The following is a 16,255-nucleotide window of genomic DNA, read 5'->3' as shown; positions in this document are numbered from 1 at the left end:
GTAAGATGAAGTGAGTGAACCGGGAGGCGAGTAACCTTGAATACCTCAGAACAACGGCAACAGATTGCGGATTTCATCGGCAAGCAACATGTCTTAACGCTGTGCGCCGGCGACGGCCTCGACATGTGGTGCGCCAACTGTTTTTACGTGTTCGACGCCGCGACGATGGCGCTGTGGCTGATGACCGAACCGCACACCCGCCACGGCGGGCTGATGCTGAACAACGGCCGGGTGGTCGGCACCATCGCGCCGAAACCGAAAAGCATCGCGCTGATCCGCGGCGTGCAATACCGCGCCGAGGCGGTGCTGCTGAGCGGTGAAGAAGCCGAGGCGGCGCGCGCGCGTTACCGCAAGCGCTTCCCGATCGCCAGGGCGATGAAGGCCTCGGTATGGCGGCTGGATCTGCACGAGGTGAAGATGACCGACAACACCCTCGGCTTCGGCAAGAAGCTGCACTGGGCGCGGTCTATACTTTAAGTCGACGTATTGATTACAACGGGAGATTGCATGGCGCGAGCACTGTTAGTCGGCGCAACCGGGCTGGTGGGGCGCGAGTTGCTGCAGCTGTTGCAAAGCGATCCGCAGATAACGGCCATCGTGGCGCCGACGCGCACGCCGCTGCCGCCGCACGGCAAGCTGACCAACCCGGTCGGCGATGCGCTGTTCGAGCTGCTGAGTAGCCTGCAGCAGCCGGTCGATCTGGTGTTCTGCTGCCTGGGCACCACCCGCCAGGCGGCGGGCAGCGCCGATGCCTTCCGCTACGTCGATTACCAACTGGTGGTGGAGAGCGCGCTGACCGGCCGCCGGTTGGGGGCACAGCACTGTCTGGTGGTGAGTGCGTTGGGCGCCAACGCGGATTCCACCTTCCTGTATAACCGCACCAAAGGCGAAATGGAGCAAGCGCTGCGCGAACAGCGCTGGCCGCGCCTGACGCTGGTGCGGCCTTCCATGCTGGTAGGGGAGCGCCCTGCGCCGCGCCTGATGGAGCGCCTCACGCTGCCGCTGTTCAGGCTGTTGCCCGGCAAATGGCGCGCCGTCTCCGCCAAAGACGTGGCGCAGACGCTGCTGCAGCAGGCGTTCACGCCGGGCGAAGGGGTCAGGGTGCTGGAGTCGGATCGGCTGCACTGCTACCGAGGCTCACGCTGAGGTGATCGAACGCCAGCTCCAGCCCGGCGGGCAGTTCATTGTCCAGCAGCCACCGATCGAGATGATGGCTGATGTGCGTCAGCAGCGTGCGTTTGGGCTGCAGCAACCGCTGCGTCTCCTGCGCGCGGGTCAGGTCATTGTGGTTACGCGGCGCCTGCGGCTGAGGCGGCAGGCTGCAATCGAGCACCAGCAGATCCAGCGCCACGTTCTGCAAATAGTCGGCGGTGGCCGGCGGCAGGCCGACGGTGTCGGTCAGGTAGGCCAGCGCAGCGCCCGCCGCCTGGATCAGATAGCCGTGGGTCAGTTTGGAGTGTTGCAGCGGCAGCGGGGTGATGCGCATGCCGCCCAGCTCGACGGTGGCGAAGGGGGCCAACGGCGGCTGAAATGCCAGAATACCGGGGTGTTTGAACAGGTCGTCGCAGCCCTGTTCATCCGGCGGGCCATACACCGGAATGGAATTTCCGCACCCCCAACGCAAAGGAAATAACCCCTGAACGTGATCCATGTGGTAATGTGTCAGTAAAAAACGTTGAATTTGCCCCGCCGAAAATCGCCGCTCCAAAGCCGGCAATCCCGCATCCAATAAGGTCGTTTCCCCCTGATAGTTGAGCATGGCGCTGCACGCTCGCCGCCGAAATGCCGGCTCGCGCCGCGCCCGTTGGCAGCTCAGGCAGTCGCAGCCGAACACCGGCACCTGCTGCGCGCCGCCGGTGCCGAGAAAGGTCAGTTGCATCGCTCCCCTCCGTTAAAGGTACTTCTGCGCAAAGCGGTGGATGTCGCGAAAATCCGCCAGCCGCGCCTGCAGCGTAGCGTGATCCCAGTGCCACCACTGGCTGCGTTCGATACGCTCGATCAGCGCATCGTCGAAGCGCATGCCGATCTTTTTGGCCGCCACGCCGGCGACGATGCTGTAAGGTTCCACGTCCTTGGTGACCACCGCCGCGCTGCCGATCACTGCGCCGTTGCCGACGCTGACGCCCGGCATCAGAATGGCGTTATGGCCGATCCACACGTCGTGGCCGACGGTGACGTGGTGCTCGCGCCGCCAGTCGAAGAACGCCGCGTCGTCTTCCCCCAGCCCGTATTCGGAAGCGCGATAGGTGAAGTGGTGCTGCGCAATGCGCTGGTAGGTCGGGTGGTTGCCGGGATTGATGCGCGCATAGGAGGCGATGGAGACGAACTTGCCGATAGTGGCGTAAAAGATCTGGTTGTGCCCGGCGGTGTAGGAGTAATCCCCCATCTCCACCTCTTCCAGGATCGCATCGTCGGCCAGGTGCACATACTGGCCGAGCCGGGTGCGGTTAAGGGTCACGTTGTCGCCGATTTTCGGCTGGGCAAAGTCGTTCATGGCGTCGCATCCTGAGCTTGTCGGGTAGGGGTGGGCAGCAGCGCCAGCAGCGCCGCCAGGGTGTCGTCGAGTGGGCCGTCGTTGTGCAGCACCCGGCAGCCGGCGGGCAGACTCTGCTGATATTCCGCCGCCCGCGCCAGCCGCTGCTCGATCTGTTCGGCGCTTTCTCGCCCCCGATCCTGCAGGCGCCGGCGCAGGATCGCGGCGTTGACCTGCAGGCACACCGGCAGCAGCTGCGCACCGTAGCGCTGCTGCGCCTGCGGCAGGTGGGCGCGCGAACCGTTGACCGCCACGTCGATCCCCTGCAGCAACCAAAGATCCACTTCGATCCCGAACGCGTAGCGCTGCTGGTGGGCCTGCCAGTCGAGCGCGAACAGCCCCTTGGCGCGGCGGCGCAGAAATTCGGGTTCGCTCAGCGCGATGTGATTCTCGCAGCCGGCGTCCGCCGGCCGGGTGATGTAACGGTGCGCCACCAGCGGCGCGTGGTCGGCGTCGGCCCGCAGCGCGGCCAGCAGGCTGTCCTTGCCTGCGCCGGAAGGCCCCATCAGATAGATGAGCCGCGCCATCAGAACACCTGCCTGCCCTGGCGCCACACGTTCTGCACATAAACGTGCTCGCCGTGCGGCCGCGCCAGCACCAGATCCGCCCGCAGCCCTTCGGCGAGGGAGCCGCGATCCTGCAGATCCAGCGCCCGCGCCGGGTTGCGGGTGATCATGCGCACCGCCTGGGGCAGATCGTAGGCGTTGCGTTCGTCCGCCGCGAGGCGAAACGCCGCATCCAGCAGGCTGGCCGGGTAATAATCGGAAGAGAGAATGTCCAACACCCCCAGCGCCGCCAGGTGGTGCGCCGCCACGTTGCCGGAGTGGGAACCGCCGCGCACGATGTTCGGCGCGCCCATCAGCACCTGCAGGCCCTGCTGGTGCGAGGCGCGGGCGGCCGCCTCGGTGGTGGGGAACTCGGCGATCGCGCTGCCCAGCGCGCAGGATTCGGCCACGTGCGCGGCGGTGGCGTCGTCATGGCTGGCCAGCGAGATGCGGCGCGCGCGACAGTGGGCGGCGATCGCCTCGCGGTTCGGCGCGGCCCAGCGGGCGGACAGGGCGACCTGCTGCTCCTCGTACTCGCTCATCTGCTGGTCGTTGAGGTGGTATTTGCCCTGATAATATTCGCGGTACTTTTCGCGCGAGGCGAACTGGCGCTGGCCCGGCGAATGGTCCATCAGCGACACCAGCGACACGCCTGGCTTGTCCATCAGCTGTTCGAACAGCGGCAGCGTGCTCTCGTGCGGCAGCTCGCAGCGCAGGTGCAGCCGGTGCTCGGCGCGGTTCACCCCGGCGCGCTGGCTGTGGATCACCGCGTCGATCATCTTCTGCAGGTTTTCCAGCCGGTGGCCGCCGTCACGCACGTCGCCGATCGCCACCGCGTCCAGCACCGTGGTGATGCCGTTGGCCACCATCAGCGCATCGTGGCTGCTCATCGCCGAATGGGCTGGCCAGTCGACGTTCGGGCGTGGTGTGAAGAACTTGTCCAGGTTGTCGGTATGCAGCTCGATCAGCCCCGGCAGCAGCCAGCCGCCGTCGCCGTCCAGCGCCTGCGGCAGCCGGCTCGGGCCGTCGGCGAAGCTGCGGATCACGCCGTCCTGCATCTCCAGCGAGCCTTGCACCACCTGGTCATCCAGCACCAGCTTAACGTTATTGACGATCATCAGAGGGCCTCCAGCGCCTGCGGCGCCTGCATGTCATAAAGCCGGTCGGCGACCTGTTGGCGAACGCCTTCATCGTGGAAAATGCCGACGATCGCCGCGCCGCGCGCCTTGGCGCGTTCGATAAGCTGCACCACCGCCGCGCTGTTGCGGCTGTCGAGCGAGGCGGTCGGTTCGTCCAGCAACAGAATGGGGTAATCGACGATAAAGCCGCGCGCGATGTTCACCCGCTGCTGCTCGCCGCCGGAGAAGGTGGACGGCGCCAGCGGCCACAGGCGCTGCGGCACGTTGAGCGTTGCGAGCAGCGCTTCGGCGCGGTCGCGGCACTCGGCGCGCTCGACGCCCTGTTCCAGCAGCGGCTGCATCACCACCTCCAGCGCGCTGATGCGTGGGATCACCCGCAGGAACTGGCTGACCCAGCCCAGCGTATGGCGGCGCACCGCCAGAATCTGGCGCGCATCGGCGCTGACCATGTCCAGCCAGTCGCCCTGGTGGTGGATCCAGATATGGCCACTGTCCGGCAGGTAGTTGGCGTACAGCGAGCGCAGCAGGGTGGATTTGCCGCTGCCGGAGTGGCCGTGCAGCACCACGCATTCGCCGCCGTGGACCGTCAGGTTGGCGTCGTGCAGCACCGGCAGGCGGGTGCCGTACTGCTGGTGCAGCACAAAGGTTTTACTGAGATGTTCAACTCGGATTTGCATAGTCATCTGTTATCGCCTTGGGTTACGACAGCACCGAAGAAACCAGCAGCTGGGTGTAAGGATGGTGCGGATCGTCGAGCACCCGATCGGTCAGGCCGCTCTCCACCACTTCGCCCTGTTTCATCACCAGCAGACGGTGGGCCAGCAGCCGCGCCACGCCGAGATCGTGGGTGACGATCACCGCCGCCAGCTGCATCTCCACCACCAGATTGCGCAGCAGATCGAGCAGGCGCGCCTGCACCGACACGTCCAGCCCGCCGGTCGGCTCATCCATAAACACCAGCTTGGGGTGGGTGACCAGATTGCGGGCGATCTGCAGCCGCTGCTGCATGCCGCCGGAGAAGGTGGTCGGCAGATCGTCGAGGCGCGACAGCGGGATTTCGACGTCTTCCAGCCACTGGCCGGCCTGGCGGCGAATGTCGCCATAGTGGCGCTGGCCGATGGCCATCAGCCGCTCGCCGATGTTGCCGCCGGCGGAGACCTGCGGCCGCAGCCCGTCGAGCGGGTGCTGGTGCACCACGCCCCAGTCGGTGCGCAGCAGGCGGCGGCGATCGCTCTCCGCCATGGCGTACAGATCGTGTTGCTGGCCCGCCTGTGGGCGGTAAAGGATCTGCCCGTGCTGCGGCGCCAGCCGCGCCGAGATCGACTTCAGCAGCGTGGTTTTGCCGGAGCCGGATTCGCCGACGATGCCCAGCACTTCACCGGGGTAGATGTCGAACGACACGTCGCTGAAGCCCTTACCGGGGGCGTACAGGTGGGTGAGCCGGTTCACCGACAGCAGCGGGGTGGTGCTCAAAGGGGTGGAAGTCATCAGTGCTGCGCCTCTTGCGAAGATTGCGCCAGCTGCTGCCGGCAGTAGTCGGTGTCCGAACAGACGAACATGCGGTTGCCTTGATCGTCGAGCACCACCTCGTCCAGGTAGCTGTGGCGCGAACCGCACAGCGCGCAGGGTTCGTCCCACTGCTGCACGCTGAACGGATGGTCGTCGAAGTCCAGGCTCTCCACCTTGGTGAACGGCGGCAGGGCGTAGATGCGTTTCTCGCGCCCGGCGCCGAACAGCTGCAGCGCCGGCATCATGTGCATTTTCGGGTTGTCGAATTTCGGGATCGGCGACGGATCCATCACGTAGCGATCGTTGACCTTCACCGGATAGGCGTAGGTGGTGGCGATATGGTCGTAGCGCGCGATGTCTTCATACAGCTTCACCTGCATCACGCCATACTCCTCCAGCGCGTGCATCTTGCGGGTCTCGGTTTCGCGCGGTTCGATAAAGCGCAGCGGCTCCGGGATCGGCACCTGATAGATCAGGATCTGGTCTTCGCGCAGCGCGGTTTCCGGAATGCGGTGACGGGTTTGGATCAGCGTGGCCTCCGGCGTGCGTTCGGTGGTTTCCACCCCGGCGACGCGCTGGAAGAAGCGGCGGATCGACACCGCGTTGGTGGTGTCGTCGGCGCCCTGGTCGATCACCTTCAGCACGTCGGCGCGGCCGATAACGCTGGCGGTGAGCTGGATGCCGCCGGTGCCCCAGCCGTAGGGCATCGGCATCTCGCGGCCGCCGAACGGCACCTGATAGCCGGGGATCGCCACCGCTTTGAGGATGGCGCGGCGGATCATGCGCTTGGTCTGCTCGTCCAGATAACCGAGGTTATAGCCGGTCAATACTTCACTCATCGCGGGCCTCCTGACGCTCGCTGTATTCCTGTCGCAGCCGCTTGAGCAGTTCCAGTTCGGCCTGGAAGTCGACGTAGTGCGGCAGCTTGAGATGGGAGACGAAGCCGGCGGCCTCGACGTTGTCGGCGTGGGCCAGCACGAACTCTTCGTCCTGCGCCGGGCCGGCGACGCCTTCGCCGTAGTCGGGGCTTTGCAATGCGCGATCCACCAACGCCATTGCCATCGCCTTGCGTTCGGCGCGGCCGAACACCAGCCCGTAGCCGCGGGTGAAGTGCGGCGGATGGTCCTTGGGATCGACGAAGCCGTTGACCATTTCGCACTCGGTCAGCAGGATTTCGCCGATATCGATGGCGAAACCGAGCTCTTCAGGCACGATCTCCACCGAAACGTGGCCGCTGCGGATCTCGCCGGCGAACGGGTGGTTGCGGCCGTAGCCGCGCTGGGTGGCGTAGCCGAGCGCCAGCAGAAAACCTTCGTCGCCGCGCACCAGCTGCTGCAGGCGCGCCGAGCGCGAGCAGGGGTAAACCGGCGGGTTGCGGGTGATGTCGTCCGGCGCGCTGCCGTCGTCTTGTTCCTCCCGCGCCAGCTGCTGGCGACACAATAGATCGAACACGTGGCTGCAGTTGTCCGGCAGCGGTTCGTCGGCCTGCGGCGCGCGCGGCGCCTCGCCTTCCGCCAGCAGCGCGAAGTCCAGCAGCCGGTGGGTGTAGTCGTAGGTCGGCCCCAGCACCTGCCCGCCGGGCAAGTCCTTGTAAACCGCCGAGATGCGCCGCTCCAGCCGCATGTTTTCGCTGGCCAGCGGCTCGCTGACCGCCAGGCGCGGCAGGGTGGTGCGGTAGGCGCGCAGCAGGAAGATCGCCTCCACCAGATCGCCGCTGGCCTGTTTGATGGCCAGCGCCGCCAGCTCGCGATCGTAGATGCCGCCTTCGGTCATCACCCGATCCACCGCCAGCCCCAGCTGCTGTTCGATTTGTTCCGCGCCGAGCGCCGGCAGCGCGTCGTCGCCGCGCCGCAGCTGTTCCTGCAGCTGATGGGCGGCCTCAATGGCTTTTTCGCCCCCTTTTACTGCTACGTACATCAGCACACCTCCACGCGGGTGGTCCGCGGGATCGCCAGCAGGCGATCGCCGCAGGTCAGCAAAATATCCAGCCCCAGCGGGAAGCGCTGCGGACGGTTGACCAGGTAATCGAGCAGCGCCGGCGGCAGGCGCGGCGCAATCAGGCGATGATTCTCGATGCCGGGGCCGGTCAGGCGCAGCGCGGCGCCGTTCTCCAGCTCAGCAAGCTGCACCACCACCGTGGCGCCGGATTCCGGCGAGATTTCCGTGCCGTGCGGCAACGCCTGCAGATCGGCGGCCTGCAGCTGCTCATCGAACAGGGCAAAACAGACCTCCTGCGCCGCGGTGGCCAGCGGCGCGCCGCTGTGAAAACGAATGTTGGTTAGCACTCGCTCACTTTTAAGCGCAGCGCACAGCTGCAGCGGCGTTTCCTGATCGGCCAGCGTCAGCAGCGCGGCGGTGCTGGCGGCGTTCAGCGGCGCCCAGGCCGGGCCGGCCGGCAGCGTCACCCGGTGGCCCGGTTCGCTCAAGGCTTTAAGAATCAAACGAAAAGCGTGCTGCGATTGGTCTATCGGTTGTTCAAAACCGGTCAATAAACTCATGGCTTAATCCCCTCGCACCAGCGTAAAGAAGTCCACCCGGCTGGCGGCGATCGCCCGGGCGCGCAGCTGGCGCTGTTCGTGCTGCAGCGCGGCCAGCGGCGCGATCAGCTGTTGTTGCAGGCGTTCGCCGTGCTCCGGCTGTTGCAGCAGCGCATCGGCCAGCGCGCACAGCTCGGCGTGCGCCTTGTCGCGCCCGGCGATATAGCTGTAGCCGTAGCCGCCGTTGTCCAGCTGCACCACCGCGCGGGTGACCGTCATGTCCCCCAACACGAAGCGGCGGCCGGTGGCGCCCATGCGCCCCTGCAGCTGGGCCAGGCCGATCTCCGGCGCGCGGATGCTGCGGTAACCCGGGCTGAGGTTCAGCGCCTGCCAGTGGCTGCGCAGCTGCTCGGGCCGGCTGTGCGCCAGCACCGACATCCAGCGTTGTCTCGACTCTAAGGCTTGCATTCAGTGCTCCATCGTCAGTTCAATCATGTCGGCGCGGGCCAGGCTGACGGAGTATTCCGCCACGTCTTCGCCGCCGCTGCGGACGTTAAGGGTGCGCACGCACAGCAGCGGCGCGTGGGTGGCGATCTCCAGCAGCCGGCTCTCTTTGGCCTGCGCGCGGCGCGCGCTGATGCGCGTCTGGCGGCGGGTCAGCGGCTGCTGCAGGTGCTGTTCGATAAACTGGTGCAGCGAACCGCTGTGGAACTGCTGCAGCGCCGGCCACCAGTCCAGATCGGGCAGATAGTGGTCGATCACGCTCATCGGCACGCCGTTGACCCGGCGCAGGGTGCGCAGGTGGATCACCATTTCGCCTTCTTCACGCGAGAGTGCGCTGGCGACATGCCCATTGCACGGGCGCAAGACAGCGAGTAAGCGCTCACTGGTGGGATGGCTGCCCTGCTCGAACAGATTCTGGCTGAAGCGGGTATTGGCGTGCAGCGGGTAGTCGTAAGGCCGCATCAGCACCAGAATGCCGACGCCGTGGCGGCGCTGCAGCCAGCCGCGCTCCACCAGCTGATCCACCGCGCGGCGCAGGGTGTGGCGATTGACCTGATAACGCTCGGCCAGCTGCTGTTCCGAAGGCAGGTAGTCGCCGCAGCGGTATTGCGTGCGCAGCTCCTGTTCCAGCTGTGCGGCGATCTGCTGATAGCGCGTGGGGTAAGTGGTCGGATGTCTAGATAACTCCATCATAATAAAAACCTCGTCATACCGATGGCTGTGCGATGAAGGCGGAAGCGGTGCGTTTCATCGTGCGTCTACCCTGTGGTTTTCAAGTTGGCATCATGGTGCCGGGCGCAGATGACAATCGCGTTACGCGTCGGTGGCGAACAGATGAACTATTTAGGACAGCCCGGGCGTGCACGGGCGGCGACGGCGCGCTATGCTGGCGCCTCTGTTGACTGACTCTGGCCGCGACCATGCCGCAACCTCTGAACGCCCCTGAATCCGCCCCACGCGCCTGGCCGCTGTGGAAACCGATCCTGTTTCTGCTGGTGGTGGCCGTTGGCCTCTACTACGTCAAATGGCAGCCTTACTACGGCAAGGCGTTCGTGGCGGCGGACAGCCACTCGATCGGCAAATCGATCCTGGCCGACGGCGCCGCGAGCCCCTGGCTGGCAGCCTGGCAGTATGCGCTGGTCTACTTCACCGCGGTATGGAAGGCGGCGCTGCTCGGGGTGCTGTTAGGTTCGCTGGTGCAGGTGCTGATCCCGCGCGACTGGCTGGCGCGCACGCTTGGCCACCGGCGTTTTTCCGGCACCGTGCTGGGGGCGCTGATCGCGCTGCCGGGCATGATGTGTACCTGCTGCGCCGCGCCGGTTGCCGCCGGCATGCGCCGCCAGTCGGTATCCAGCGGCGCCGCGCTGGCCTTTTGGCTCGCCAACCCGGTATTGAACCCGGCGACGCTGGTGTTCATGGGGTTTGTGCTCGGTTGGCCGTTCGCCGCCATCCGTCTGGTGGCGGGCGTGGTGATGGTGCTGGGCATCGCCTGGCTGGTGCAGCGCGTGACCGCCAACGATCCGCAGCCCGCCGCGCCGCAGCCTTTGGTGCTGACGGCGCAGAGCGAGGAACGGCCGTTCCTTGCTCGCTGGGGCAAAGCGCTGTGGGCGCTGTTTTGGTCGACCATCCCGATCTACGTGCTGGCGGTGCTGGCGCTGGGCGCGGCGCGGGTCTGGCTGTTCCCGCACGCCGACGGCGCCGTCGACAATAGCCTGCTGTGGATCATCGGCCTGGCGATCGTCGGCTGCCTGTTTGTTATCCCCACCGCGGCGGAAATCCCGATCGTACAGACCATGATGCTGGCGGGCATGGGCGCAGGCCCGGCGCTGGCGCTGCTGATGACCCTGCCGGCGGTCAGCCTGCCTTCGCTGTTGATGCTCAACAAGGCCTTCTCCGCCCGGGCGCTGTGCCTGACGGCGGCGCTGGTGGCGCTGTGCGGCGCACTGACCGGCGTGGCAGGGATGGGGTTGGTGTAACGGATTCGTGGCTTGACGCTATCTCAATGGAGGAGATGGAAATGGAACAGCGGAATAAACCTGAAATGGACGTAGAGGCGATGCTGCTGGAGCAAGTGCTGCGTGAAAGAGTAGATACCGCCTTTGAACGCTTAAGAAATGGCACCGCGGTTTATATAAGCCATTCGGAGGTAGAAAAACGAATGGCTTTATTTAAAGCGAAAATTCGGGGGCGTTATCGGCTAGGGTGTTGAGGGGGATTAGCTCAGGGGCTGGTGGTTACTGCGTGTAGCTCCTGACAGTCGGTTTTGAGCTAGAAGCGGAAGTTCGCAATTTTTATCATCGGAACGTTGTTCAGAACAAACATCGCGATGTGTGAATCAACTGGAAGCAGGTCAGGTCAAATTATGTGAATCTCGTAGCGTAACATGAGCGCAGTAAAGGTATACTAATCAGAGATCCAATCGTTGTGAAGATGAAGGTGAATACGGCATGGCCCCAACGATCCTTTTATTCCTGAAAATGAATGCAGTTTTGATATGAGGGGAGAATATTGAAAGTCACAAACGTAGAAATCAACAACATCGGCGGAATAAAGAACCTAAAAATATCTTTTTCCGGAGCAATGAATATAATTTGCGGACCTAACGGGATAGGTAAATCGACTATACTTGATGCAATTGCATTTATGTTCACCAGACATGGATCTAATATCAAAAAAAACGTTATGAGTGAGAAAGCTGGTAGTGTAAAGATTGCTATATCTTTTGACGGCTCAGTTATCGATTTCGTTTCAAACGTGGAGCCCACTGCCCCAAGTGCACAACCAAATTATCACAGTCCAATACCTGATATTCGCTATCTTATTCGCTTCGATACCGAAAGGAATCTCCCCTACACCAGACTTTCCAATATTGGTGAAGATCCAGAAAGAGATGAAAATAACATTTCTTATCAGAACAGTAAAGGTGTTTTATTTAACGATTTAAAAGGGTGGCTTGGTAAGCGTTATCTACTGGAAGATTCACAAAAAGGAATATTCACAGAAAACTCAAAAAGAAACCTATCGCTGGCACTTTCATGCATTTATAAACTAAATCAGGATTATAGTTTCAGCCGTATTGATGGTCGTAATTTCGATATTTTTGTGAATACTCCTAATGGAGAAATATGGTACGAATATCTTTCATCTGGCTTCAAATCCTGCATGGCAATCATCATTGGAATTATCAAAGAGATTGAGCTTCGCTTTATTAACGAAGATATTTATGCAGCAGATTTCGATGGCGTTATTATCATTGATGAGATTGAGATGCATCTCCATCCTGATTGGCAAGCACGCATCACTGAAGTGATGACGGCAATGTTCCCTCAAACGCAGTTTATTGTTACTACCCACAGCCCACACGTAGTACAGAATGGTAAGCCCGAGCAGATAATTGCATTGGAACAGGCAGAAAATGGTGAGACCAAGGTACGCAGTCATACGGGGCGGGAGAATGGCTATACGGGCTGGACTATCGATGAAGTGCTGCGCGATGTGATGGGGATGGAAAGTACATTGAGTAAAGAGCTTGAGCATAAGCTCCAAGAATTTTATCGTTACATCGATGCGGAGGATCATGAAAATGCACGCGTCTCTTATAAGTATCTGGACACTATCCTGCATCCGAAGAACGTGCTGCGAAAATCTTTAAGCATGAGTATCGATATGTTAGAGGACAGCGGGGCAGATTCATGATTAAGATCGAACGTAATTTTACGCCTGTTTTTTTTCACCCCACTCGCGTTGCTAAACTAACCCAACTTTATAAATCCAATAACACTCATGTGTGGCAGAATCAGGATGTCAAAGACGCATGCCTTACGTTAGGAAGTAATAAGTGTGCCTATTGCGAAGTAATTCTTAACCAGAAAAGCACATATTTAGAAATAGACCATTTCAAGCATAAAGATGATTATCCAGATGATGTCATAGAGTGGAATAATCTCTTACCTGCTTGCCGACACTGCAACGGTACAAAAAGTAATCATGATGTCGTTGCCGAACCTATTATTAATCCTGCCGTCGATAATCCAGCTGATTACGTTTATTTAAAAGCTTATAGATTGAAGGGAAGAAATACGCTGGGCGTTATGACAGTAGATGTTCTTAATTTAAACGACAGTGAACATTACGTTACGGAACGCTGTAAAGTCGGAACACTTATTGAAGAAAGTATTGAAGCTGCAGAGGAGAAATTAAAGAACTATCTGGATTCTCCAATTCCTGCAAGGAAAAGAGAATTGAATAAAATTGTTAGGGCCATTTTGAATCAGTGTCAGAAAAGCGCACTTTTTTCTGCAGTTTCGTCAGCAACACTTCATGATAGTGAAGAGTATGCGACGATCCGATCGACTATGGAATCTCTAGATATCTGGTCGGAACAATTTGAGGAATTACATCAGAATTCTTTGGCGATCAGACTTCCCACTTCAAAGTAAAAACAGATTGTTTCTCCCGTTAGAGCCTTATTTCTCCAACTAGGCTCTAACAGGTCTAACCTGCTCTTTCGCGATATTGAATACTATCGTCCGAACTTCCGCTTCTGGCACAAAGCCGCCTGTCAGATCAGGTTTTGTTCTGTGCAGCAGCCGTATCTGGTTGTACTTGAGCCAACACATCTTGCGATGAGCACTATCAGCTCAACGCAACCTATGCACCACCTGGTTGCTGCTGCCGCGCCAGATCAGCGCCGGGTCTTTCAAATCTTGCACGAACTTGCCGTCGATCAGCACGTTGATCCTGTCCACCACCTGCATTTGCTGCGCGTCCAGCTCCGCCAGCCGGTAGCCGGTCCACAGCCAGATATCCTTGCCGGGGCACTCGGCGCGCACCCGTTTCACCAGCGTTAAGATGCTCGGCACGTTGGCCGGGTGCAGCGGATCGCCACCGGAGAGCGACAGCCCTTGGCGCGGCACGCGCGTATCGTTCAGATCGGCGATGATGCGGTCTTCCAGCGCCTGGGTAAACGGCTGGCCGGAGTTGAGCCGCCAGGTGCTTTTGTTGTAGCAGCCGGGGCACTGGTGCACGCAGCCGGCGACAAACAGCGTGCAGCGGGTGCCGGGGCCGTTGACGACGTCGATCGGGTAATACTGGTGATAATTCATGTGAGGCCTGCCCATCAGGCTATTTTACTGGCCATTTTGCCTCCGGCAGTGCTCCCAATCCTTACGTACTGCGTGTACGCTGCGGTTGGTGCGCGCTGCCCGAAGGCAAACTGGCTGCGACAATCACGCCTGATGAACAGGCTTCTGCCTAGGTTGCACGGCGTTTCTCAGCCGAGCTGCCCGTTGCCGAGGTGTTTCACCCGGCGTTTCACCTCTTCCTGCTTGCCGGCGTTGAACGGCCGGGCATCGGGGCTGCCGAGGTAGCCGCACACCCGGCGGGTGACCGAGACTTTGGCCGAGTCGTGGTTGCCGCATTTCGGGCAGGTGAAGCCTTTGCTGGTGCAGGAGAATTCACCGGTGAAGCCGCATTCGTAGCACTCGTCGATCGGCGTGTTGGTGCCGTAGTAAGGCACCCGGCTGTAGCTGTAGTCCCACACGTCTTCCAGCGCCTTCAGGTTGTGCTGCAGGTTCGGGTACTCGCCGTAGCAGATGAAGCCGCCGCTGGCCAACGGCGGGTAGGGCGCTTCGAAGTCCAGCTTGTCGTACGGATTGACCTTCTTCTCCACGTCGAGGTGGAAGCTGTTGGTGTAATAGCCCTTGTCGGTGACGCCCGGCACCACGCCGAAATCGGCGGTGTCCAGCCGGCAGAAGCGATCGCACAGGTTTTCGCTCGGCGTGCTGTAGAGGCTGAAGCCGTAGCCGGTCTCGTCCTTCCAGGCGTCGACGGCGGCGCGCAGCCGCGCGACGATCGCCACCGCTTTGGCGCGCAGCGCCTCGTCGTCATACACGTGGTTTTCGCCGCCGAACAGCGCGTTGATGGTTTCGTGCAGGCCGATATAACCCAGCGAGATTGAGGCGCGGCCGTTCTTGAAGATGTCGGCGATGTTATCGTCGGCCTTGAGCCGCACGCCGCAGGCGCCTTCCATGTACAAGATTGGCGCCACCCGCGCCTTGATGCCTTCCAGCCGGGCGATGCGCGTCATCAGGGCCTTTTTCGCCAGCTGCAGGCGCTGATCCAACAGCGCCCAGAAGCGCGACTCATCGCCCATCGCCTCCAGCGCGATGCGCGGCAGGTTGAGGCTGATGACGCCAATGTTGTTGCGGCCGTCGTGCACCAGTTCGCCGTCCTGCTCGTAGGTGCCGAGGAAGCTGCGGCAGCCCATCGGCGTTTTGAACGAGCCGGTCACCTTCACCACCTGATCGTAGTTGAGGATATCCGGGTACATGCGCTTGCTGGCGCACTCCAGCGCCAGCTGTTTGATGTCGTAGTTCGGATCGCCGTACTGGTGGTTGAGGCCGTCGCGGATGGCGAACACCAGTTTGGGGAACACGGCGGTCTTGCGGTTTTTGCCCAGCCCGGCGATGCGGTTTTTCAGGATCGAGCGCTGGATCAGGCGCGATTCCCAGCTGGTGCCGAGGCCGAAGCCGAAGGTGACGAACGGCGTCTGGCCGTTGGCGGTGTGCAGGGTGTTGACCTCATACTCCAGCGACTGGAAGGCGTCGTAACACTCTTTCTCGGTGCGCGCCATGGCATAGCCTTTGGCATCCGGGATCTGCCACTCTTCCGCCACCTGCAGGTGTTTGCGGAAGCTCTCGTCGACGAACGGTGCCAGGATTTCATCGATGCGGTTGATGGTGGTGCCGCCATAGATATGGCTGGCGACCTGGGCGATGATCTGCGCGGTCACGGCGGTGGCGGTGGAGATTGACTTCGGCGGCTCAATCTCGGCGTTGCCCATCTTGAAGCCGTTGGTCAGCATGCCTTTCAGATCGATCAGCATGCAGTTGAACATCGGGAAGAACGGCGAGTAATCGAGATCGTGGTAGTGAATTTCGCCGCGTTCATGGGCCAGCACCACGTCGCGCGGCAGGATGTGCTGCTTGGCGTAGTGTTTGGCGACGATGCCCGCCAGCAGGTCGCGCTGGGTGGGGATCACCTTGCTGTCCTTGTTGGCGTTTTCGTTCAGCAGCGCGCGGTTGCTCTGCTCGACCAGGCCGCGAATTTCCTGGTTCAGGCGGCCGCGCAGCTCGCGCGCCACGTCGCGATCGTGGCGGTATTCGATATAGGCGCGCGCCAGCTGTTTGTACTCGCCGGCCATCAGCTGGTTTTCCACCGCCTGCTGGATCTCGTGGATATCGACGCGCGGCTGCTGCTCCATGCGCTGAGCGACCACGCGGGCGACGGTGGCGCAGTAGTCGGCGTCGACCACGCCCACCGCCAGCGCGGCGCGCTCGATGGCCTGCGCGATGCGCGCTTCGTCAAAAGGTACCTGGCAACCGTCCCGCTTAATCACTACTGGTTTCACGTTGTACTCCTTGTTCCCCGAGGGAGCGTTCATACCCGCCTGGCGTGGCGAGCAACCGTCAAATTTCGCTTATCCACAGGGCAAAGCCGCAGCGCGTAAGGGCTGTGGCGACGTGTGGATGATTTTGTGGATAACTA

At 61.5% G+C, this 16,255-nt stretch carries 19 protein-coding genes; 6 read left to right on the top strand and 13 right to left on the bottom strand.

Annotation, left to right across the window (positions count from 1 at the left end):
* Window positions 1-36: 36 nt before the first annotated feature.
* Window positions 37-477, top strand: a complete 441-nt coding sequence (locus ACJ8J5_RS08450; protein ID WP_049294734.1) for a YhbP family protein — start codon at window positions 37-39, stop codon at window positions 475-477.
* Between the two features lie 30 nt (window positions 478-507).
* Entirely contained in the window at window positions 508-1,146 is a 639-nt protein-coding gene (locus ACJ8J5_RS08445; RefSeq protein WP_414104953.1) for an NAD(P)H-binding protein, read from the top strand.
* Here ACJ8J5_RS08445 and phnP read toward each other — a convergent pair.
* Genes phnP through phnF form a run of 11 tightly spaced genes read right to left on the bottom strand, consistent with a single transcriptional unit; the run spans window position 1,097 to window position 9,400 of the window.
* Window positions 1,097-1,879 carry a phosphonate metabolism protein PhnP gene (gene phnP, locus ACJ8J5_RS08440; RefSeq protein ID WP_049204450.1) on the bottom strand — a complete coding sequence of 261 codons (783 nt, stop codon included), beginning with the start codon at window positions 1,877-1,879 and terminating at the stop codon, window positions 1,097-1,099. The two genes, ACJ8J5_RS08445 and phnP, sit on opposite strands and share 50 nt — an antisense overlap.
* 12 nt (window positions 1,880-1,891) lie before the next feature.
* Window positions 1,892-2,494 (bottom strand): DapH/DapD/GlmU-related protein, encoded by a 603-nt coding sequence (locus ACJ8J5_RS08435; protein ID WP_049294737.1) that lies wholly within the window; start codon window positions 2,492-2,494, stop codon window positions 1,892-1,894.
* The gene (gene phnN, locus ACJ8J5_RS08430; RefSeq protein ID WP_049204452.1) at window positions 2,491-3,060 is read right to left on the bottom strand and encodes a ribose 1,5-bisphosphokinase; all 570 of its coding nucleotides are present in this window, start codon (window positions 3,058-3,060) and stop codon (window positions 2,491-2,493) included. Before phnN ends, ACJ8J5_RS08435 begins: the two co-directional genes overlap by 4 nt.
* A complete protein-coding gene (gene phnM, locus ACJ8J5_RS08425; RefSeq protein ID WP_025305091.1) occupies window positions 3,060-4,196 on the bottom strand; it encodes an alpha-D-ribose 1-methylphosphonate 5-triphosphate diphosphatase in 1,137 nt (378 codons plus the stop codon). Before phnM ends, phnN begins: the two co-directional genes overlap by 1 nt.
* Complete coding sequence (gene phnL / locus ACJ8J5_RS08420; RefSeq protein WP_142590982.1) at window positions 4,196-4,900, bottom strand: phosphonate C-P lyase system protein PhnL; 705 nt, start codon at window positions 4,898-4,900, stop codon at window positions 4,196-4,198. The genes phnM and phnL overlap by 1 nt, the downstream gene beginning before the upstream one ends.
* A gap of 16 nt (window positions 4,901-4,916) precedes the next feature.
* Window positions 4,917-5,705, bottom strand: a complete 789-nt coding sequence (gene phnK / locus ACJ8J5_RS08415) for a phosphonate C-P lyase system protein PhnK (RefSeq protein ID WP_313258749.1) — start codon at window positions 5,703-5,705, stop codon at window positions 4,917-4,919.
* Entirely contained in the window at window positions 5,705-6,565 is an 861-nt protein-coding gene (locus ACJ8J5_RS08410; protein WP_414104954.1) for an alpha-D-ribose 1-methylphosphonate 5-phosphate C-P-lyase PhnJ, read from the bottom strand. The genes phnK and ACJ8J5_RS08410 overlap by 1 nt, the downstream gene beginning before the upstream one ends.
* On the bottom strand, window positions 6,558-7,643 hold the full coding sequence (locus ACJ8J5_RS08405) for a carbon-phosphorus lyase complex subunit PhnI (RefSeq protein WP_342122676.1): 1,086 nt from the start codon (window positions 7,641-7,643) through the stop codon (window positions 6,558-6,560). The genes ACJ8J5_RS08410 and ACJ8J5_RS08405 overlap by 8 nt, the downstream gene beginning before the upstream one ends.
* Window positions 7,643-8,224, bottom strand: coding sequence for a phosphonate C-P lyase system protein PhnH (gene phnH, locus ACJ8J5_RS08400; protein ID WP_060434017.1), 582 nt, complete (start codon window positions 8,222-8,224; stop codon window positions 7,643-7,645). Before phnH ends, ACJ8J5_RS08405 begins: the two co-directional genes overlap by 1 nt.
* 3 nt (window positions 8,225-8,227) lie before the next feature.
* On the bottom strand, window positions 8,228-8,671 hold the full coding sequence (phnG, locus tag ACJ8J5_RS08395; RefSeq protein WP_019453314.1) for a phosphonate C-P lyase system protein PhnG: 444 nt from the start codon (window positions 8,669-8,671) through the stop codon (window positions 8,228-8,230).
* Window positions 8,672-9,400 carry a phosphonate metabolism transcriptional regulator PhnF gene (gene phnF, locus ACJ8J5_RS08390; RefSeq protein WP_015376439.1) on the bottom strand — a complete coding sequence of 243 codons (729 nt, stop codon included), beginning with the start codon at window positions 9,398-9,400 and terminating at the stop codon, window positions 8,672-8,674.
* Window positions 9,401-9,627: 227 nt separating this feature from the next.
* Here phnF and ACJ8J5_RS08385 point away from each other — a divergent pair, with 227 nt between their 5' ends.
* From ACJ8J5_RS08385 to ACJ8J5_RS08370, 4 genes are all read left to right on the top strand, one after another.
* Window positions 9,628-10,683 carry a permease gene (locus ACJ8J5_RS08385; RefSeq protein WP_414104955.1) on the top strand — a complete coding sequence of 352 codons (1,056 nt, stop codon included), beginning with the start codon at window positions 9,628-9,630 and terminating at the stop codon, window positions 10,681-10,683.
* Between the two features lie 41 nt (window positions 10,684-10,724).
* Window positions 10,725-10,916, top strand: coding sequence for a hypothetical protein (locus ACJ8J5_RS08380; protein WP_414104956.1), 192 nt, complete (start codon window positions 10,725-10,727; stop codon window positions 10,914-10,916).
* Window positions 10,917-11,215: 299 nt separating this feature from the next.
* Window positions 11,216-12,403, top strand: coding sequence for an AAA family ATPase (locus tag ACJ8J5_RS08375; protein ID WP_404758512.1), 1,188 nt, complete (start codon window positions 11,216-11,218; stop codon window positions 12,401-12,403).
* Window positions 12,400-13,146 (top strand): HNH endonuclease, encoded by a 747-nt coding sequence (locus ACJ8J5_RS08370; protein WP_404758513.1) that lies wholly within the window; start codon window positions 12,400-12,402, stop codon window positions 13,144-13,146. Before ACJ8J5_RS08375 ends, ACJ8J5_RS08370 begins: the two co-directional genes overlap by 4 nt.
* A gap of 201 nt (window positions 13,147-13,347) precedes the next feature.
* On the opposite strand, the gene nrdG is transcribed toward ACJ8J5_RS08370, so the two are convergent.
* Entirely contained in the window at window positions 13,348-13,812 is a 465-nt protein-coding gene (nrdG, locus tag ACJ8J5_RS08365; protein WP_414104957.1) for an anaerobic ribonucleoside-triphosphate reductase-activating protein, read from the bottom strand.
* 167 nt (window positions 13,813-13,979) lie between these two features.
* Window positions 13,980-16,118 carry an anaerobic ribonucleoside-triphosphate reductase gene (gene nrdD, locus ACJ8J5_RS08360; protein WP_004933403.1) on the bottom strand — a complete coding sequence of 713 codons (2,139 nt, stop codon included), beginning with the start codon at window positions 16,116-16,118 and terminating at the stop codon, window positions 13,980-13,982.
* Window positions 16,119-16,255: the final 137 nt, after the last annotated feature.

The organism is Serratia sp. CY43202, from assembly GCF_052168755.1.
In the GTDB taxonomy this organism is placed as follows: domain Bacteria; phylum Pseudomonadota; class Gammaproteobacteria; order Enterobacterales; family Enterobacteriaceae; genus Serratia; species Serratia bockelmannii.
The sequence above is the reverse complement of the archived record's forward strand: the minus strand, read 5'-3'. Positions and strand labels throughout refer to the sequence as shown.